20 protein-coding genes are annotated in these 18822 nt (G+C 69.2%); 8 read left to right on the forward strand and 12 right to left on the reverse strand.

Translation table 11 applies throughout. From position 1 onward, the window contains the following. Positions 1-43 precede the first annotated feature (43 nt). Positions 44-1234: an MFS transporter gene (locus tag AC1C2U_RS11765; protein WP_495361914.1), complete on the reverse strand. Its 1191-nt coding sequence runs from the start codon at positions 1232-1234 to the stop codon at positions 44-46. 126 nt (positions 1235-1360) lie between these two features. On the opposite strand from AC1C2U_RS11765, the gene AC1C2U_RS11770 reads away from it, so the two are divergent. The 4 genes from AC1C2U_RS11770 to AC1C2U_RS11785 all read left to right on the forward strand — a co-directional run bounded on the left by AC1C2U_RS11770 (position 1361) and on the right by AC1C2U_RS11785 (position 4318). Next, positions 1361-1741 carry an ArsR/SmtB family transcription factor gene (locus AC1C2U_RS11770; protein ID WP_495361915.1) on the forward strand — a complete coding sequence of 127 codons (381 nt, stop codon included), beginning with the start codon at positions 1361-1363 and terminating at the stop codon, positions 1739-1741. Between the two features lie 108 nt (positions 1742-1849). After that, on the forward strand, positions 1850-2299 hold the full coding sequence (locus AC1C2U_RS11775) for a Fur family transcriptional regulator (protein ID WP_495361916.1): 450 nt from the start codon (positions 1850-1852) through the stop codon (positions 2297-2299). Positions 2300-2477: 178 nt separating this feature from the next. Further along, positions 2478-3962, forward strand: coding sequence for a catalase (locus tag AC1C2U_RS11780; protein WP_495361917.1), 1485 nt, complete (start codon positions 2478-2480; stop codon positions 3960-3962). Positions 3963-4051: 89 nt separating this feature from the next. Further along, positions 4052-4318, forward strand: a complete 267-nt coding sequence (locus AC1C2U_RS11785) for a hypothetical protein (protein WP_495361918.1) — start codon at positions 4052-4054, stop codon at positions 4316-4318. A gap of 269 nt (positions 4319-4587) precedes the next feature. On the opposite strand, the gene purQ is transcribed toward AC1C2U_RS11785, so the two are convergent. From purQ to AC1C2U_RS11800, 3 genes are all read right to left on the reverse strand, one after another. Then, positions 4588-5286, reverse strand: coding sequence for a phosphoribosylformylglycinamidine synthase subunit PurQ (purQ, locus tag AC1C2U_RS11790; RefSeq protein ID WP_495361919.1), 699 nt, complete (start codon positions 5284-5286; stop codon positions 4588-4590). Between the two features lie 17 nt (positions 5287-5303). Beyond that, complete coding sequence (purS, locus tag AC1C2U_RS11795; RefSeq protein ID WP_495361920.1) at positions 5304-5636, reverse strand: phosphoribosylformylglycinamidine synthase subunit PurS; 333 nt, start codon at positions 5634-5636, stop codon at positions 5304-5306. Positions 5637-5814: 178 nt separating this feature from the next. Next, positions 5815-6153: a hypothetical protein gene (locus tag AC1C2U_RS11800; protein ID WP_495361921.1), complete on the reverse strand. Its 339-nt coding sequence runs from the start codon at positions 6151-6153 to the stop codon at positions 5815-5817. Positions 6154-6373: 220 nt separating this feature from the next. Here AC1C2U_RS11800 and AC1C2U_RS11805 point away from each other — a divergent pair, with 220 nt between their 5' ends. Next, on the forward strand, positions 6374-6985 hold the full coding sequence (locus tag AC1C2U_RS11805; RefSeq protein ID WP_495361922.1) for a PadR family transcriptional regulator: 612 nt from the start codon (positions 6374-6376) through the stop codon (positions 6983-6985). Further along, entirely contained in the window at positions 6982-8568 is a 1587-nt protein-coding gene (locus AC1C2U_RS11810; RefSeq protein ID WP_495361923.1) for a DHA2 family efflux MFS transporter permease subunit, read from the forward strand. Before AC1C2U_RS11805 ends, AC1C2U_RS11810 begins: the two co-directional genes overlap by 4 nt. A 112-nt stretch (positions 8569-8680) precedes the next feature. Here the strand turns inward: AC1C2U_RS11810 and AC1C2U_RS11815 are convergent, their stop codons facing one another. The 5 genes from AC1C2U_RS11815 to AC1C2U_RS11835 all read right to left on the reverse strand — a co-directional run bounded on the left by AC1C2U_RS11815 (position 8681) and on the right by AC1C2U_RS11835 (position 14471). After that, entirely contained in the window at positions 8681-9904 is a 1224-nt protein-coding gene (locus tag AC1C2U_RS11815; RefSeq protein ID WP_495361990.1) for a kynureninase, read from the reverse strand. A gap of 32 nt (positions 9905-9936) precedes the next feature. Next, on the reverse strand, positions 9937-11028 hold the full coding sequence (locus tag AC1C2U_RS11820; protein ID WP_495361924.1) for an amidohydrolase family protein: 1092 nt from the start codon (positions 11026-11028) through the stop codon (positions 9937-9939). Positions 11029-11063: 35 nt separating this feature from the next. Then, on the reverse strand, positions 11064-11942 hold the full coding sequence (gene kynA / locus AC1C2U_RS11825) for a tryptophan 2,3-dioxygenase (protein ID WP_495361925.1): 879 nt from the start codon (positions 11940-11942) through the stop codon (positions 11064-11066). A 78-nt stretch (positions 11943-12020) separates the two neighbouring features. After that, positions 12021-12863: a VOC family protein gene (locus AC1C2U_RS11830; RefSeq protein WP_495361991.1), complete on the reverse strand. Its 843-nt coding sequence runs from the start codon at positions 12861-12863 to the stop codon at positions 12021-12023. 222 nt (positions 12864-13085) lie between these two features. Beyond that, entirely contained in the window at positions 13086-14471 is a 1386-nt protein-coding gene (locus AC1C2U_RS11835) for an MFS transporter (RefSeq protein WP_495361926.1), read from the reverse strand. A 99-nt stretch (positions 14472-14570) separates the two neighbouring features. On the opposite strand from AC1C2U_RS11835, the gene AC1C2U_RS11840 reads away from it, so the two are divergent. Then, on the forward strand, positions 14571-15263 hold the full coding sequence (locus tag AC1C2U_RS11840) for a TetR/AcrR family transcriptional regulator (protein ID WP_495361927.1): 693 nt from the start codon (positions 14571-14573) through the stop codon (positions 15261-15263). A 67-nt stretch (positions 15264-15330) separates the two neighbouring features. On the opposite strand, the gene AC1C2U_RS11845 is transcribed toward AC1C2U_RS11840, so the two are convergent. The 3 genes from AC1C2U_RS11845 to purD form a co-directional block, all read right to left on the reverse strand. Further along, the gene (locus AC1C2U_RS11845; RefSeq protein ID WP_495361928.1) at positions 15331-15795 is read right to left on the reverse strand and encodes a YybH family protein; all 465 of its coding nucleotides are present in this window, start codon (positions 15793-15795) and stop codon (positions 15331-15333) included. Positions 15796-15922: 127 nt separating this feature from the next. Then, a complete protein-coding gene (locus tag AC1C2U_RS11850; RefSeq protein ID WP_495361929.1) occupies positions 15923-16873 on the reverse strand; it encodes a phosphoribosylaminoimidazolesuccinocarboxamide synthase in 951 nt (316 codons plus the stop codon). Positions 16874-16909: 36 nt separating this feature from the next. Next, positions 16910-18253 carry a phosphoribosylamine--glycine ligase gene (gene purD / locus AC1C2U_RS11855; RefSeq protein WP_495361930.1) on the reverse strand — a complete coding sequence of 448 codons (1344 nt, stop codon included), beginning with the start codon at positions 18251-18253 and terminating at the stop codon, positions 16910-16912. Between the two features lie 124 nt (positions 18254-18377). On the opposite strand from purD, the gene AC1C2U_RS11860 reads away from it, so the two are divergent. After that, on the forward strand, positions 18378-18779 hold the full coding sequence (locus AC1C2U_RS11860) for a sterol carrier family protein (protein ID WP_495361931.1): 402 nt from the start codon (positions 18378-18380) through the stop codon (positions 18777-18779). The last annotated feature ends 43 nt before the right edge of the window (positions 18780-18822 follow it).

Consider the following 18822-nt stretch of genomic DNA (forward strand, 5'->3'; position numbering starts at 1 on the left):
GACGGCCCCCCAGCGCAGCCACGGTGCCGCGGCACCCCGCCGCTCAATCAGCGAGTGCGGCGACGTCGGAGAGGTCGGATGCGTCTGGGGTCGACGCCTGTTCGAGCTCGCCGGCTCGCCCGGCGCGACGCGCTCGCGCAAGTTGCGCCAGTGTGGCGAGCAGCGCCAGGAACAGCGGAACGGCAGCGACGACGACGAGCCATTGCACGGGCGCGATGCTCATGGACACCGAGCCCACCAGGCCGCCGAGGGCGGTGCCCGCGTAGATCGCCGAGCTGTTCAACGCGAACACGGGCGCAGGGTTGTCGGGGTCGAGACGGCCGAGCTCGTACTGCTGGGCCGGGATGATGATGTTGCCGAAGACGCCCCACGGAACCACAAGGAGAAGGACCCACCAGAAGTTCGTCGCAAGGCCGAACACCAGTGTTCCGATCGTGATCGCGACGAGCGAGACGGCGGTGATGCGGAAGCCGCCGAATCGATCGATGTATCGCCCGCCGAACAGGAGGGATGCGATGCCTGCGACGCCGAACGCGGAGAGCACGGCGGCCAGGGCGGAGGAGTCGAGCCCGGCAGTGCTGAAGAGCAGAGGTGCGAAGTAGATCGAGATTGCGAAGAAGCCGGTAGTCACGAGTGCCGTGGTGCCGGCGACGGCGAGCACGGCGGGGCGGCGCAACGGCGCCAGTTGTGCAGCGAAGCCGGGATTCGCCGGCCTCGGCGTCTTCGGAACGAAGAGGATGCCGACGATCGCCAGAACCCCGAGCGCCGCGACCACCAGGAGCGCGGCGCGGTACCCCCAGGCGTTGCCCACCACGGTGCCGATCGGAACGCCGATCGCGCTCGCAGCAGTGATGCCGAGGAGCACCATCGTGATGGCTCGGCCCCGCCGCTCGGCAGGCACCATGCCCACGGCGACGGCGGACGCCTGGGGGGTGAAGGCCGCCGAGCCGAAGCCGACGATCGCCCGCGTGATGAGGAAGGTCGTGATGTCTTGCGCCGCGATCGAGGCGATGGTGCCGAGCACGAGACCGATGAGTGAGATGACCATGATCGTGCGCCGCTCGAAGCGCGCCAGGAGCACCGGCAGCAGCGGGGCGCTGACGGCGTAGGCGAGCGCGAACACGGTGACGCTGAGCCCGGCGACGGCGGGCGTGGTGTCGAGGCCGTCGGCGACCAACGGGAGAATCCCCGTCATGATGAGCGCGTTCGTACCCGTGGCGAAGGTTCCGAACATCAGGAGTAGCAGGTGCAGGTTCACAAGTCCTCAGGTTCCAGTGATGGTCTTATTTCAAAAGTTCTTGAAGCAGTGAACCACGGGTATGCTGGTCGCAGCAAGAGTCGACCCCGAGGAATATCCGCGATGCGCACACTCGCCCACCCGGCCGCAGCCGACATCCGTCTCGACGATGTGCTGTTCGCCCTGAGCGACCCTCATCGCCGCGCGATCCTCTCGCTGCTCGCGCACGACGGCGACAGCCTCAGCGGCACCTGCGCACTCGCGGCAGGCGCAGAGCCCTCTGCCGCATCGCATCACCTCAAGGTGCTGCGCGAGGCGGGCGTCACGAGCACGGCCGTCGCCGGCACCGCGCGCATCGTCTCGTTGCGTCGCGAAGAGCTCGACTCGCGGTTCCCTGGTCTCATCGACAGCATCCTGAGCGCATCGTCCGACCCGCGTCCGACTCGCGAGGAGGCTGCCGAGATGCTCGGCATCCGCGATGAGCCCGAGTCGCTCTCGCGCTGAGTTCGGCGAACGGATGCCTCGGTGCGGCACCCGGTCCCGGCACGTGACAGCCCACCGCGCCGACGCAAGTTGTTTTGACAAAATCAAGACAACCGATAGGCTCAGGCCATGACCACGAACGCCATCGATGAACGCGAGCAGGCTTCGGCCCGGCTTCGCGGCGCGGGGCTCAAGGTCACCGAATCGCGACTCGCGGTCTTCGACGCCTTCCTCGAGGGCGAGCACCTCGACGCCGACGACGTGCACACCCGCGTCGCCGCGTCGCTGCCGAGCACGTCCCGGCAGGCCGTTTATGGGGTGCTCGGCGCGCTGACCGAAGCGGGGTTGCTACGCAAGATCGAGCCGGCCGGCTCGCCGGCTCTCTACGAGACCCGCACGGGTGACAACCACCACCACCTCGTCTGCACGCGCTGCAACACCGTCTTCGACGTGGGCTGCGTCGTGGGCGAGGCCGCCTGTCTCACGCCGAGCGAAACGCACGGTTTCCGCATCGCCTCGGCCGAAGTCACGTTCTGGGGGATCTGCCTCGAGTGCAGCGCGAGCGACGCGCTGAGCTGAGTCCGAAGCCGCCCGCGCCGGCATTTCCGCATCCACCATCCGTATCCGTATCCGTATCCGCACCCCGCGCCGGGCTCATCCGGCGCGCCCCGAACTCGGGCGCCACCCTCCTGGCGCCCCGCCTGCCGCTGGCCGGCGATCCCAGAGAAAGAACGAAGAGAAAAAGAGAGAAGGACGCATGCCCGAACCCATCACGACACCCATCACGACACCCACCACGACGCAGACCGGAACGCCGGTCGCCAGCGACGCCCACTCCCTCACGATCGGCGCCGACGGCGCGACGGTGCTGCACGACCGCTACCTCGTTGAGAAGCTCGCCCAGTTCAACCGCGAGCGGATCCCGGAGCGGATCGTGCACGCGAAGGGCGGCGGCGCGTTCGGCACCTTCGAAGTGACCGCGGATGTCTCGGCGTACACCCGTGCCGCGGTGTTCCAGCCCGGTGCGACCGTCGAGACCCTGATGCGCTTCTCGAGCGTCGCCGGCGAACAGGGCTCTCCCGACACCTGGCGCGACGTGCGCGGCTTCTCGGTGAAGTTCTACACGACCGAGGGCAACTACGACATCGTCGGCAACAACACCCCCGTATTCTTCATCCGCGACGCGATCAAGTTCCCCGACTTCATCCACTCGCAGAAGCGCCTCCCGGGCTCGGGCCTGCGCAACTCCGACATGCAGTGGGACTTCTGGACCCTCTCGCCCGAGTCGGCTCACCAGGTGACCTACCTCATGGGCGACCGCGGCCTGCCGAAGTCATGGCGCGAGATGCACGGATTCGGTTCGCACACCTACCAGTGGATCAACGCCGAGGGCGAGAAGTTCTGGGTCAAGTACCACTTCCGCACGCGGCAGGGCGACCTGCACCTCGACCCGGCCGCCGCCGAGGCGATTGCGGGCGCCGACGCCGACTACTACCGGCGCGACCTGCACGACGCGATCGATGCGGGGAATCACCCGAAGTGGGACCTGCACGTGCAGATCATGCCCCACGACGACGCGAAGACCTACCGGTTCAACCCCTTCGACCTCACGAAGGTGTGGCCGCACGCCGACTACCCGCTCGTGAAGGTCGGCACGCTCACGCTCGACCGCAACCCGGCGAACTTCTTCGCCGAGATCGAGCAAGCCGCGTTCTCGCCGGCGAACACGGTGCCCGGCATCGCCATCAGCCCCGACAAGATGCTCATGGCGCGCGTGTTCAGCTACCCCGATGCGCAGCGCTACCGCGTGGGCACGAACTACAACCAGATTCCGGTGAACGCCCCGCACGCGGCATCCGTCGCCAACTACTCGCAAGACGGCGCCCAGCGTCACGGGTTCAACGCGCCGACCACCCCGGTCTACGCGCCGAACTCGTTCGGCGGCCCCGTGGCCGATGCCGAGCGCGCGGCCGAGGGCGGCTGGGAGTCCGACGGCGAGCTCGTGCGTTCGGCGTACACGCTGCGCTCCGACGACAGCGACTTCGGCCAGGCCGGCACCCTCTACCGCGAGGTCTACTCGGCCGAGGCGAAGGCTCGTCTGCTCGTGACCCTCACGGGTCAGGGCGAGTCGATCACGATCGACGAGATCCGCGAGCGGTTCTTCCAGTACTGGACGAACGTCGACGCCCAGCTCGGGGCAGCGCTCCGCGCGAGCGTCGGCAGCGAGGATGCCGCGGCGTAGCCGAGGCGCTCGAAACGCGCGATGCCGGGGTTGCAGCCCCGGCATCGCCGACCCATCACGCACAACCCCTCCGACAGAAGGAACGCAACATGAACAACGGATCCCTCCCAGCCTACGTCGAGCCCTCGGCGCTCGCGCTCGACCCTCAGCAGATCGCGATGGGTTCGGCCGGGCAGCGCGCGGCGATGACGATGACGGATGCTCCGGCACCCGCGCTCGACCCTCAGCAGGTCGCGATGGGCTCGGCCTCACAGCGTGCCCAGATCGTGCACGTGCTCGGCGGCTCGTACGTCTCGGGCGCGCGCACTGTCGTGGCACCCGGCCGCTACACCGACACCGAGTTGTCGCGGCGCTGAGACGGGCGCGGCCAAGCGGCCGGAAGGTGCGGCCGTCGGCGGCGGGGCCGTCCATGCCCGTCGGTGGCGTGAGCCCACGAGTAGCATCGGCCGCATGGCCGAGCTGCCCGGGACGCGGGCGACCTCTCGGGCTTCGAGGCGAACCCCGAGTACCGCTGACCGCGCGGGCTCAGCCCGACCCGAGAACAGGACGACGCGCTGCATCGGAGATGAGAACAGGAACGAGCGACCCGTCCGGGTCGCTCGTTGCTGTTTCCGGAAATGTGTTGCTACGCCTCGACGAGGGCACGCTTGATGACGCTCGTGAAGAAGCCGAGCCCGTCGACGCCCGAGCGCATCGCGAGCGCGGTGTCAGGGCCGAAGCCCGGCTCGACCGCGTGCTCGGGGTGCGGCATCAGGCCGACCACGTTGCCGCGTTCGTTCGAGATGCCCGCGATGTCGCGAAGTGAGCCGTTGGGGTTCACCCCGACGTAGCGGAACACCACGCGGCCTTCGCCCTCGAGCCGGTCGAGGGTCTCATCCGAGGCGATGAACCCGCCCTCGCCGTTCTTCAGCGGGATCGTGATCTCTTGGCCGGCCGAGAACTCGCTCGTCCATTCGGTCGACGCGTTCTCGACGCGCAGCACCTGGTCGCGGCAGATGAACGAGCCATGGTCGTTGCGGATGAGCCCGCCCTCGAGCAGGCCTGCCTCCGTGAGCATCTGGAATCCGTTGCAGATGCCGAGCACCGGAAGGCCGCGGTTCGCCGCGTCGACGACCTCCGTCATGATCGGGCTGAGCGAGGCGATCGCGCCGCAGCGCAGGTAGTCGCCGTAGCTGAAGCCGCCAGGAAGAATGAGTGCGTCGACGCCCTCGAGATCGTGCGAGCCGTGCCAGAGCGCGACGGGCTCACCGCCAGCGATGCGCACGGCGCGCTGGGCGTCGCGGTCGTCGAGCGAGCCGGGGAAGGTGATGACACCGATGCGCATGCGTTGTCTCCCGCGCCTCAGTGCGTCTCGCCGGCGGGGGCGACGAAGCCGTCTTCGGCGGAGGCCGCGGCATCCGCTGCCTCTTCGGCGAGTTCGGCGTTGGTGACCTCGTAGTGGATGCCAACGACGTCTTCGATCACCTGGTTCGAGAAGATGTCTTCGGCGATCTGGCGGATGTTCGCCTTGAGCGCGTCGTCGACGGGTCCGTCGACGGTCACCTCGAATCGCTTGCCGATGCGCACCGCGCTGATGCCGGCGTGGCCGGTGCGGGCGAGAGCGCCGGCGACGGCCTTCCCCTGGGGGTCGAGCAGTTCGGCTTTGGGCATCACGTCGACGACGATGGTGGGCACCGCGGTTCTCCGTCCGGTGTCGAAAGTGTGGATGCGTCGATTCTACCGGGGAGCCGAGGCGTCGAGACATCCGTCGCCGTTCGCGCGCCCTGGGCGCCGGACGCGCACGCCGCGGCCCGGTCGCGCTGTCGGCGACCGGGCCGTCGTGCCGTGCCGCGGCGGATGGCCGGTTCGTGCGTCAACGGCGAGTGATGGCCTTGATCACGAGGCCGATGCCGACGATCGCCGCCGCGCCCACGGCGATGACGAGTGCCGGATTCTCCCGGTACCGCGCCTTCACGTAGGCGACGCTGTCGTCGGCGACCTCCTTTGCGCTCGTCATGGCGGCGTTCGCCTGCTCGGCAATGGCGTCGGCCGCGTCGGTGGCGGTGTCGGCGACGTGTTCGGCGGTGTCGCGCATCGTCTCAGTCACCTGCTCGGTCGCGTCGCGCGCCGCGTCGGTCGCGTCGGTAACTCGGTTCGCTGCGTCCTTCGCGGCTGCCTCGGCGTCGTCGATGGTGCGGTCGGTGTCCGTCATCAGTGGCTCCCTTCGTCGGGTGATCGAGTCATCGTACGCTCGCTACCCCGGAGCGACTCGGATCGGCGGATGGGCTTGCCACGGGTTCGCCGGGCTGCTATCGCCAATGGTCGTGGTCGTGCTCGTGCTCGTGCTCGTGCGGGAGTTTGCCATCCAATCGTTCCGTGCGTATTATTCCGAACGGAATAATTGAACTCGACCGATCGGTACAGGGGAGCGGATGTCACGACTCAACCCGCTCGCCGTCTCCACGCTCGCGCTGCTCGCCGAGCGCGAGATGCATCCGTACGAGATGTACCAGTTGATGCTGCAACGACGTGAGGACCGCGTCGTCAAGGTCAACGCCGGCTCGCTCTACCGGGCGGTCGAGCGGCTCGCCGCCGATGGCCTCATCGCCGAGTGTGGCGTCGAGCGCTCCGGCAACCGGCCAGAGCGCACCGTCTACGCGATCACGGACTCCGGTCGGCAGGCATTGCGCGCAACGCTCGCGGAGATGCTCAGCGAGTATGTCAACGAGTACCCGGAGTTCCCGGTCGCCATCGGCGAGGCGCACAACCTCCCCGTCGCCGAGGCGGCCCGGCTGCTCGGCGAACGACTCGAGGCGATCGCCGCGACCATCGGCTTCATCGACACCGGGCTCGAACACATCGCCGCCAAGGGCATCGCCCGGCATCACGTGCTCAACGTGCATTACACCCGGGCGATGCTCGAGGCCGAGTCGCGCTGGATCGCCCAGACCATCGGCGAACTCGACTCCGGTTCGCTCACCTGGCCAGACACGGACTCCGACGTGAACCCAGAACCGAACACAGACCTTCGAAGGACACAGTGAACCAGATCGCCAAGCCGTGGCCCGCCCTGTGGGCGCTCGTCATCGGCTTCTTTATGATCCTCGTCGACTCGACGATCGTCTCCATCGCGAACCCCGCGATCCTCACCGACCTCGACACCGATCTCACTGCGGTGATCTGGGTGACGAGCGCGTACCTGCTCGCCTACGCGGTGCCGCTGCTCATCACCGGGCGTCTCGGCGACCGGTTCGGGCCGAAGCGCGTCTATCTCGTGGGTCTCGTCGTCTTCACTCTCGCCTCGCTCTGGTGCGGCTTCTCGGGTGACATCACGATGCTCATCGCCGCCCGCGCGGTGCAGGGCATCGGAGCTGCGCTGATGACCCCGCAGACGATGGCGGTCATCACGCGCATCTTCCCGCCGGACAAGCGCGGTGCGGCGATGGGGCTCTGGGGTGCGGTCGCGGGCATCGCGACGCTCGTCGGCCCGATCCTCGGCGGCGTGCTCGTCGACTCGCTCGGCTGGGAGTGGATCTTCTTCGTGAACGTGCCCGTGGGCATCGTCGCGTTCGTGGCCGCTTGGCGGCTCGTGCCGAACCTCGAGACGCACTCGCACCGATTCGACTGGCTGGGCGTCGTGCTCAGCGCGGTCGGCATGTTCCTGCTCGTCTTCGGCATCCAGGAGGGCGCGACCTACGACTGGGGCACGATCACCGGCCCGATCACGGTGTGGGGTCTCATCATCTCGGGCATCGTCGTGCTCGTGGCGTTCGTGGTCTGGCAGCGCTTCAACCGCGCCGAACCGCTGCTGCCGCTCGGCCTCTTCCGCGACCGCAACTTCTCGCTCTCCAACGCATCGATCACGCTCGTCGGCCTCGCGATCACGGCGATGCCGTTGCCCCTCGCCTTCTACTTCCAGATCGCGCGCGGTCTCGAACCCACCCAGGCGGCGCTCATGCTCGCGCCGATGGCCGTGACCACGGGCATCATGGCTCCGCTCATCGGCAGGCTCAGCGACCGCGTCGACCCGAAATGGGTCGCGTTGGCCGGCTTCTCGATCGTCGCGCTCGCGCTCGGCTGGTATGCGTCGCTGCTCACGCCCGATGCGGAGCTCTGGCTGCTGCTGCTGCCGTCGGCATTGCTCGGCGTCGGCCTGTCGGGCATCTGGGCCCCGCTCGCCTCGACGGCAACCCGCAATCTGCCGACGGCGATGGCCGGCGCAGGCTCGGGCGTCTACAACATGACCCGTCAGGTCGGGGCGGTACTCGGCTCTGCGGCGATCGCGGCGCTCCTGAACGCCCGCCTCGCCGCCGAGCTCCCCGGCTTCGACACCGAGGCGGCCGAACAGGCCGGCGGCGGTTCGGGAGGTGCGCTGCCCGCGCCGATCGCCGAGGGGTTCTCGGCGGCGATGTCGCAGTCGCTCTGGCTCTCGGTCGTGGCATTCGCGGTCGGTGCCGTCGTGGTGGCGTTCTTCGCCAAGCCCAAGGTGACGGTGACGTGGGGGCAGAGCGCGCAGGCGCCGGATGCCGCCGACGAACGGCCGGCTGCGCCTCAGGCGACCGTGGGGGAGAGTCGCCCCAGCGCATCGCTGAACGCGCCGAGGTCGCGGCCGAGTCGGCCGAAGTAGGCGAGGTCGGTCGCCTCGACGGCGGTGTTCGCGCGGTTCGCGAGTTCGGCTCCGGCGTCGGTGCGAGCGCCTCGCGCTGGGCGGCCTGCCACGCGTTCGTCGCCTGCGCGCCTCAGGCGAGCCCGGCCCGCTCGAGCAGCACGGTCTTCAGGATGTCGCGCGTCGCCGCGAGTCCGCGGTGCACCTCTTCGAAGCTCGTCGACAGCGGAGAGAGTCCGATGCGCAGCCCGCCGGGGTCGCGGTAATCGGGAATGACGTCCTGCTGCCAGAGCCGGGCGGTCACCTCGCGCATCGCGGCATGGTGCAATGTCACGTGACCGCCGCGCTCCTCGGCATCGGCCGGGGAGGCGAGCGTCACGCCGAGCGGTGCGAGCCAGTCGTCGGCCAGGGTGATCGCGTACTCGGTGAGCGCGACCGACTTCGCGCGGAGCGCCGGCATGCCGGCCTCCTCGATCATCGCGAGGGTCTCCTCCATCGCGAGCATGCCCACGATCGGCGCCGTGCCTGAGAGGAACCGGCGGATGTCGGGCACCGGCTCGTAGTCGGGTCCCATCGCGAACATGTCGGTGGTGCCCCACCAGCCCTGGATCGGCTGGGTCAGCACCGCCTGCAGGTCGTCGCGAACATACGCGAAGGCGGGTGACCCGGGGCCGCCGTTCAAGTACTTGTAGGTGCATCCGACGGCCAGGTCGAAGCCCCAGAGATCGGCCCTCACCGGCACCGAGCCTGCCGAGTGGCAGAGGTCCCAGAGGATGAGGGCGCCTGCGTCGTGCGCGATGCGCGTGAGCTCGTGCGCATCCGCGAGATAGGACGATCGGTAGGCGACGTGCGAGACGACGACGAGCGCGGTCTCGGGGCCGACGGCTTCGGCGAGCTGCTCGGGGGTCACGCCCGCCGAGGTGTCGGCCTCGATCCACCGCAGGCGCGAGCCCGTCTCGCGAGCGATGCCGTCGAGCACGTAGCGGTCGGTCGGGAAGTTGTCGGTGTCGACGACGATCTCACGCCGCACGGGGTTGCGGGCGATCTGGGCGTCGACCGCCGCCCGGGCGAGCTTGTAGAGCAGCACGGTGGTCGAGTCGCCGATCACCGTCTGTCCGGCCTTCGCCTCGATGACGGCCCGCCCGATGCGGTCGCCGATCTCGGTCGGCAACTGCAACCACGCCTCATCCCAGCCGCGGATGAGGCGCCCGCCCCAGTCGTCGCGGAGGAACCGCTCGACCCGCGCGATCGCCGACACCGGCGGCCGGCCGAGCGAGTTGCCGTCGAAGTACACGAGGTCGGTCTCCGCACCCGCGAAGCGTTTGCGGTAGTGGGCGAGCCCGTCGGAACGATCCATGCGGCGGGCGAAGGCGAGATGCGGGTCGAGGGTCAACGTGACTCCAGATGGTTGGCGCGGGTGCGGTCTCGGTCGCGGGCGGGGCGGCCGTCGAGGGGCTCGAGGTCTTCGATGGGTGAGATTCGGGCGCTCGCGAGCCAGGCGGGAAGCTCGTCGAGGGTCACGGGCGCCGGGCCGGGCACGAACGTTGCGATGCCCTCGAGCGAGTGCGGCGCGTCGGCGGCGGGCCACGGGTCGGTGATGGCGGTCAGGATGTCGGCAGCCGTGAGACCGGCGCTCGCGAGCGCGGCGAGCTCACCGGGATTGACCCCGTCGGGCAGTGCGCCGTTTCCGAGATCGGTGCCGTAGAGCACACGCCCGCCGGCCGAACGGAACCTGCTGAGGTTCTCGACCGCTCGCTGGAGGTCGGGGGTCGCCTCACCGCGACCATGGATGTCGAGCGTCGAGATCCAGATCTGTCCATCGGATGCCGCGTGCTGCACGAGCTCGCTCGGAAGCCGTTCGGTCCACGGGGTGTGGACGAGCACGTCGGCACCGGCGTCGATCGCGCGCTCAGCCATTCCGGTGCCTTCGGCGTGCACCGCGACGAGGAGCCCGGCTGCGCGCGCCGCGCGCACGATCGCATCGAGCGTCGCCCGATCGAACACCGGCCCCGCGTCGGAGTTCATCACGAGCTTCACGAGCGACGCACCGAACGCCCGCTGCTCTTCGACGATGGTCTCGATCGCGGTCGAGAGCTCGCCGCGATACCGGCCGCGGATGTCGCCGACGAGCGGCACCTCGCGCAGGCTCCCGGGGAGCAGCCAGTCCCGATCGCTCGGGTATCCGCCCGGTGCGGTGAGGAACGCGCCCGCGTGATGCACGTGCGGCAATCCGTCGCGGGCGGCGAGCGAGGCGATGACGGCCGGGTTCGCCCCGAGATCGACGACGGCCGCGATGCCGCCCGTCACCGCGGCCTCGGGTTGCACCATCTCGAGGTGCACGTGATGGTCGATGAGCGGCGGCAGCATCGTGCCGGTCTCGCCGGCCCGGTCGCCGCCACCGCTGAGGGAACGGCGCGCGGGCCGGGCGAGCGGCCCGAGTTCGAGGCCGGTCAGGGCGAGTTCTCGGTCATCTTCGGCCACGTCAGCCAGCCTACGTCGACTCGTGCCCGATGGCGTCAGCCCGGGATCTCCGTGCGCACGGCGTACAGCTCGGGGAAGAAGGTGAGGTCGAGGGCGCGGCGCAGGAAGGACGCACCGCTCGAGCCGCCGGTGCCGGTCTTGTTGCCGATGATGCGCTCGACGGTCTTCAGGTGACGGAAGCGCCAGAGTTGGAAGTTGTCTTCGAGGTCGACGAGCTCTTCGCACGTCTCGTACGCGGCCCAGTGCTCATCGGTGTTCGCGTAGATCGTCGCGAAGACCGGCACGAGCTCGGGGGCGAAGGTCCACGCCTGCGTCACGTCGCGCTCGAGGATCTCTACGGGCACGGGGTACCCGGCGCGAGCGAGGAGCCGGAGGAACTCGTCGTAGAGGCTCGGGGACTCGAGCGCGTGCCGGAGGATCACGCTCGCCGCGGCATCCGATTCGAAGACCTGCATCATCTTCGCGTTCTTGTTGCCGAGCACGAACTCGACCGCGCGGTATTGGTACGACTGGAAGCCGCTCGCGTTGCCGAGCACTCCGCGGAACTGCGCGTACTCGGTCGGTGTGAGCGTCGCGAGCACCGACCACTGCTCGGTCAACGTCTTCTGGATGTGCTTGACGCGGGCGATGCACTTGAGCGCCCGGCCGAGCTCGTCGGCGCGCAGCAGGTCGCGCGCGGTCTCGAGCTCGTGCAGCACGAGCTTCAGCCACAGCTCGGTGGTCTGGTGCTGGATGATGAACAGCAGCTCGTCGTGGTGCTCAGGCCGCGAGATCGGCCGCTGCGCCGAGAGCAGCGTGGGCAGGTCGAGGTACCCGCCGTAGCTCATGCGATCACTGAAGTCGGTGACGACGGAAGCCTCGATCGTGCGGGTGTTCGCTTCGACGCCGTCGACCGCGCTCTCGTGTTCAGTCACGGCTCCAGCCTAGCCACGGGGACGGGGCACTCCGCCGGCTGTGTCACTCTTTGCCCGGCTGTCGCCTTCTGCCCCGCCTCAGTCGGCGGCGCGCACCTCGACGAGGTTCGCCCACGGGTCGTCGAACGCGAGCGTGCGACCGTCGTCGCGCGTGGCGACTCGAGCGTGCGACATCCGCTCGCCGAGTGCGCCGAGGTCGTCGGCGGTCGGCACCACGATCTCGACCTTGCCGAGTCCGAGGGCGAGGCTGCGGCGGCCGGCACCACGACTGTTCCAGGTGTTCATCGCCATGTGGTGGTGGTAGCCGCCGGCCGAGACGAACAGTGCCTGGTCGCCCATGCTCGCCGTGGTCTCGAAGCCGAGCCGCTCGACGTAGAACTCACGGGCGCTCGCGACGTCGCCGACCGAGAGGTGCACGTGGCCGACGACGGCGTCGCCGATGCCGATTCCGGATGCCGCGGCATCCGCTGCGCCCTCGGTGAGGTGCTCACGCAGATACTCGTTGGGGTCGAGATGCAAGGTCGCCATCTCGACGGTGCCGTGCACCCAGCTCCACTGCGAGCGGTCGCGGTCGAAGTACAGTTCGACGCCGTTGCCCTCTGGATCGGTGAAGTAGAAGGCCTCGCTCACGAGGTGGTCGGCGCTGCCCGTGAAGGTGCCCGGGTACTTCGAGGCGACGGCGTAGATCGCGGTGGCGAGTGCCTCGCGCGTGTCGAAGACGATCGCCGTGTGGAAGAGGCCGGCGTCGCGGGGGCTCGCGTGCTTCAGCTCGGGCGCATGCTCGAGGATCACGATCGGCGTGGTGCCGCGTCCGAGTACGGCGACCGGGCCGTCGTGGCTGAGCAGCTCGAGGGTGACGCCGTCGCGGTAGTAGCGGATCATGGCGTCGAGGTCGCCGACGCGCAGCGTCACGGCGCCCATGCCGGTATCGGCGGCGAGGAGGCCGGTTCCGCCCGGATGGCCATTGGTTGTAATCACAACTAATAGTAACGGATGCAGCGGCACCCGTATTCCAGAGGCACAAACTCCAGAGCGCAAACCCCAGAGCGCAAACTCCAGAGCGCAAACCCGCCCGGCATCCTCCGATGCGGCGGCGCGCCCGCCGACTCACTCGATCGGCGGGCGCGCATGAGATGTGCCGGTTCAGCCCGCCGAGACGATGTTCGCCTTTGCCGGGTTGCGGCCTGGAATCAGGACCCCGGCGATGACCGCTGCAACCAACGCGGCCGCGGCTGCGACGATGAAGGCGGTCACGTATCCGCCGGTGGCCTGACTGACGAGGCTCGCTGCGGCCACGCTCGAGATGACCGCAGCGCCGACCGAGGCACCGAACTCGTGGAACGTGCTCACGATGCCGGACGCCACGCCGGCCTCATGCGGTGCGACCTGACCGAGCGCAGTGGCCGCTGCCACCACGAACAACGCGCCGATCCCGGCCGAGCCGACGCTCACTCCGATCACGACGCCTGCGACGCTGGGGAAGACGACCGGGATGGACAGTCCGATGGCGGCGATGACCAGTCCGATGATCGCGAGCGCGCGGCCGCCCGTGCGACCGAGTACCCGGCCGCCGAGGTTCGCACCGAGCATGGTCGCCAGCGCGACCGGCAGGAACAGGAGACCCGTCACGAGCGGTCCGAGGCCAGCGTGGCCCTGGAGGAAGAACGATCCGAGGAAGAACACCGCGACCATGAGCGCGGTGGCGATGGCGATCACGAACGTGCCGGCGACGACGGGGCGGCGGAACAGCAGCCCGAGGTCGAGCAGCGGAGAGGCCGCCGTCTTCTGCCGCCAGCCGAACAAGAGGTAGAGCACCGCGCCGGTTGCCAACAGGATCCAGGTCTGCGGGGCGAGCCATCCGATCTCGCCTGCACCGATGAGTGCGTAGATCACCGATCCGGTTGCGGCGGTCACGAGCAGCGCGCCGAGCACGTCGGCGCGACGGTCGGCCCCGATCGCTGCCGCAGGGAGGGCGGGAAGGAGCCGGGTGAGCACGATGAACACGATGATGCCGACCGGCACGTTGATGAAGAACACCCACGGCCACCCGGGGCCCGCGGCGAGGAGCCCGCCGACGAGTACGCCGGCGGCCGCGCCACCGCCGCCGAGGGCGGACCAGATGCCGAGAGCCCGGTTCCGCTCGTCGCCCTCGAACATCCGCACCACCATCGAGAGGGCGGCGGGCGAGAGCATCGCGGCGCCGAGGCCTTGGCCGACACGGCCGGCCAGCAGCATGACGGGGTCTTGCGCAGCGCCGGCGGCGAACGATGCGACCGTGAACACGGCCAGGCCGACGAGCACGAGCCGGCGCGGCCCGATGAGGTCTGCGACTCGGCCGCCGAGCAGCATCAGTCCGCCGAACGTGAGCGTGTAGGCGCTGACCACCCATGTCAACGCCTCCCTGCTGAGGTCGAGATCGGCGCCCATCAACGGGAGGGAGATCGCCACCACGGTCACATCGAGGATGAGCATGAATTGTGCGATGCCGAGCAATGCGAGCACTCGCCAGCGCTTGGGGTAGCCGTCCATGATTCTTCCAATCTGTAAGTCAAGCACGGGTGTACGAGTTGTAACCGATAGACTAACTCATACATTCCCGTACGAGTTGTAAACCGAGGAGGCGACGCGATGGCATCGACCACAAGCGTTCCCGCAGCGGTGGATCGACGGGGCGCCAACGTGCGCGCCGATGCCCAGCGAAACCGCGCGGCCATCCTGCAGGCAACGGTCGACGAACTGCGCAGGAATCCGGATGCCTCGGTGAGCGACATCGCCGCTGCTGCCGGCGTCGGAAGGATGACGCTGTACGGGCACTTCAGGACCCGCGCCGAACTGCTCGAGGCCGCTCTCGTCGAGGTGCTCGCCCGTGGCGAAGGCATTCTGAGCAACGTCGACCTCGACGGCGATGCGACCGCCGTGTTCCGTCAGCTCATCGAGACCAGTTGGACGCTCGTGGATCAATCACGCGCGCTGCTCGCTGCAGCGCAGAAGGAACTGCCACCCGCCAGAATCCGTGAGCTCCACGAGAATGCGGAGTCGCGCCTGCGCGGACTACTCGAGCGCGGGCAGCGTGAAGGTGCGTTCCGCACCGATCTTCCGGTCGCCTGGCTCCTGGCGACCACCCATGTCGTGATGCACGGTGCGGCCGACGAGATCGCCGCCGGCCGACTCGAGCCCGGCGACGCCGCACGGTTCATCTCGGCAACGCTCCTGGCCGCATTCGCTGCGGGTGCCGCGGGTGCCGCGGGTGCCGCCGGTGCCGCGGATGCCGCAGAAGACACGGCCCCCTCGGCATCTGCCGGCGGCGGCGAACACGGCTGATCGAGCGCCGGACTCGGCCGAATCCCGGGAAGGCCGCGCACTGCGAGGCTGCCGTGCGAGGCAGCACTCATGCGCGCCTGCGTCTCTTCCCGCCCGACGAGCGCCCGGCATCCTGCCCGATGCGAAGGTGCTCGGTCGCGACGCGCCAAACTCCGTTCACTCTTCGTAGTCCGAGCGTCGTCGTGAAGCGCACGGTCTCGCGCCGTCGACCGCTCGAGCGCGCCGTGAACTCGTCGCGGCTGACGCAGAACGCGACCTCGCCTGCGACGCTCACGGTGAGATCGCGCACCTCGTAACCGATGCGACCGCGGAACTGGGCGAACCAGAGGTGCAGCCAGGCGACGTGCGGGGCTTCTCCGCCGCGGACGTCGAGCGGCGGAGCGACGCCGAAGGTCACCGCGCCGACGGTGTAGCGCGACGCGAGGTACTCCGAATCGCGTGAACGGATCGCCACTGCCCGTTGGCTGACGAGCCAGCGCACCGCGATCGCGTCGATCGCCGCCGTATCGGTGAGTTGCTCGAACGTGGACATGCTGCCTCCTCGGTGCCGGGAGCAGCACCCTCAAGGGAGCGACGAACGGGCAGGCGGCGATTCGACACCCGACGGTGCGAGCGGAGCGGAGCGCGGGACGGCGAGCGCCCGTGCGAAGCGCCGGAGGTCAGACGCCGGACGTCAAGCGGTCGAGCAGTTCGCGGTAGCGCGCGGCGGTCTGCTCGACGATCTCGTGGGGGAGCGTCGGGGGCTGCTCCGAGACATCCTCGTCCCAGTTCGCGGCGAGCCAATCGCGCACGGGCTGCTTATCGAAGCTCGCCATGCGCAGCTCGGGGCTCGCAGCGGTGGCGTACGTCGCGGCATCCCAGTAGCGGCTCGAGTCGCTCGTGAGCACCTCATCGGCGAGTGTCACGATGCCGGTGGCGCGATCGGCACCGAACTCGAATTTCGTATCGGCGAGGATGAGGCCGCGCGCCTCGGCGATCACCGAAGCGCGGGCGAAGATATCGAGCGACAGTGAGCGCAGTTGTGCGGCCACGACGTCGCCGACGAGTTCGACGGTGCGCTCGTACGAGACGTTCACGTCGTGCTCGCCGACCGGCGCCTTCCACGCGGGAGTGTAGATCGGCTCGGGCAGGCGATCGCCGTTCTCGAGTCCTTCGGGCAGAGGGAAGCCGCCGATCGCACCCGTCGCCTGGTACTCCTTGAAGCCCGCGCCGGTGAGGTAGCCGCGCACGACGCACTCGACGGGGAACATGTCGAGCGTGCGGCACAGCGCCGCCCGCTCGGCGAGTTCAGCCGGAACCTCGGGTAGTTCGAGCGACTGGAGTCGATCGTCGAGGGGGTGCGCGAGATGATTCGGTACATCGGGCAGTTGATTGAACCACCAGTGCGTGAGGGTCGTGAGCATCGCACCCTTGCCCGGGATCGCGGGCGAGAGCACCCGGTCGAGGGCGCTGACGCGGTCGGTCGCGACGACGAGCACGACGGGCGAGAGGCTCAGCGGATCGCCCGTCCAGGTGTCGTCGTCGTCGAGCACCTTGGTCGGCACGTACAGGTCGCGCACCTTGCCCGAGTAGACGTGGGTCCAGCCGGGGTATTCCTGCGAATCGCTCACCGCCCCAGTTTACGGGCGTGCGCGAATTCGGGCGAGCTACTCGGTGACGCGAGCGGCGATGTCGGTGCGGTATTGGCCGCCCTCGAGGCGCAGATGCCCGAGCGCTTCGTACGCGCGACGGCGCGCCTCGGCGAAACCGTCGCCGACGGCCACGACATTGAGCACGCGGCCGCCTGTGGCGATGAGCGGCAGATCGCCGGAGTCGGAGGCCTTGTCGGTCGCCGCACCGATCGCGGTCGCCGCGTGCGCGAGGTGCACCCCGGGCACGGATGCCGCGGCCTCGATGCCCTCGATCGGGCGCCCGGTCTCTGGGGCCTCTGGGTACCCCTCGCTCGCGAGCACGACCGTCACCGCGGCATCCGCTCGGAAGACCGGACGCGGCAGTGAGCCGAGCCCGCCGGTTGCCGCGGCGTAGAGCAGGCCCGAGAGCGGGGTGTCGAGGCGGGGGAGCACGACCTGCGTCTCGGGGTCGCCGAAACGGGCGTTGAACTCGATCACGCGAATGCCGCGCGAGGTGAGGATGAGCCCCGCGTAGAGCAGTCCGATGAACGGAGTCTGCTCGGCGGCGAGCTGGCGCACGGTCGGCAGCGCGATCGTCTCGATGACCTCGTCGACGAAGGCGTGCTCGCTGCCGAAGCGGCCGCCGCGGCCGTCGTCGGCGTCGTCGAGCCACGGCAGCGGCGAGTACGCGCCCATGCCGCCGGTGTTGGGGCCGGCGTCGCCGTCGCGCAGACGCTTATAGTCCTGTGCGGGCGAGAGCGGCAACACGTTGGTGCCGTCGGAGAGGAGGAAGAGCGAGACCTCTTGGCCATCGAGGAACTCCTCGATGAGCACGGGGCCCTGCTGCAGGTAATGAGCCGCATGCGCGACGGCGGCTACGCGGTCGTCGGTGACGAGCACACCCTTTCCGGCGGCGAGCCCGTCGGCTTTCACGACGTACGGGGCGCCGAACTCGTCGAGTGTCGCCTGGACGTCGTCGAGGGTTTCGGCGAGGTTCGCCCGGCCGGTCGGAACGTCGGCCGCCTCCATGACGCGCTTGGCGAAGGTCTTCGATCCTTCGAGGGCGGCGGCCGCCTTGCCCGGCCCGAACACGGCGATGCCGCGGGTGCGCAGTGCGTCGGCGACGCCGGCGACGAGCGGTGCCTCGGGGCCGATGATGACGAACTCGATGTCGTTGTCGAGGGCGTAGTCGGTGACGAGCCCGGGGTCGGTCGGGTCGAGCGCGATCGTGGTCACGCTGCCGCGAGCCGAGGAGGTGTGGGATGCCGCGATGCCCGCGTTGCCCGGTGCCGCGATGATCTCGTGCCCGGCCTCCTCGTCGAGGAGCGCGAGGATGATGGCGTGCTCGCGCGCGCCCGAGCCGAGGACCAGGATTCTCACCGGTTCAGGCTACCCGATCCGCCCAATCACCCTTTTTCAGGAGATTTTGGTCCCGCATGCGGATGTCGGCCGGAAAACGGCCGGTTTCGTGCAGAAACTCCTGAAAACAGTTCAGGATGGAGGCATGGCACGGGCGAGGATCGGCGACGAGATCGGACAGGCGGCGGTTGCGACCGTGCAGGCGTTGACGGTCGAGGGCACGGATGCCGCGGCATCCGTCGACCGCTCGACCCTTGCACTTGCGGTGCGCTACTCGCTGCAGCTGCTCGCCGAGCAGGCGCCGGGCGGCACCGTCGAGGTGCGGGTGCCGCCGTTCGGCGCGGTGCAGTGCGTCGCGGGCCCGAAGCACACGCGCGGCACTCCGCCGAACGTCGTCGAGACGGATGCCTCGACGTGGCTCGCCCTCGCGACGGGCGCGCTCTCGTGGGTCGACGCTCGGGCGGCGGGGCGGGTGCACGCCTCTGGCCAGCGTGCCGACCTCACCGAGGTGCTGCCGGTCTTCCGCAACCCGGCGCCCTCCAAGTGAACGGCGCCGATCTGCTCGGCGACCCCGTCGTCGACGTGCTCTC

The organism is Agromyces sp. Y575, assembly GCF_059445445.1.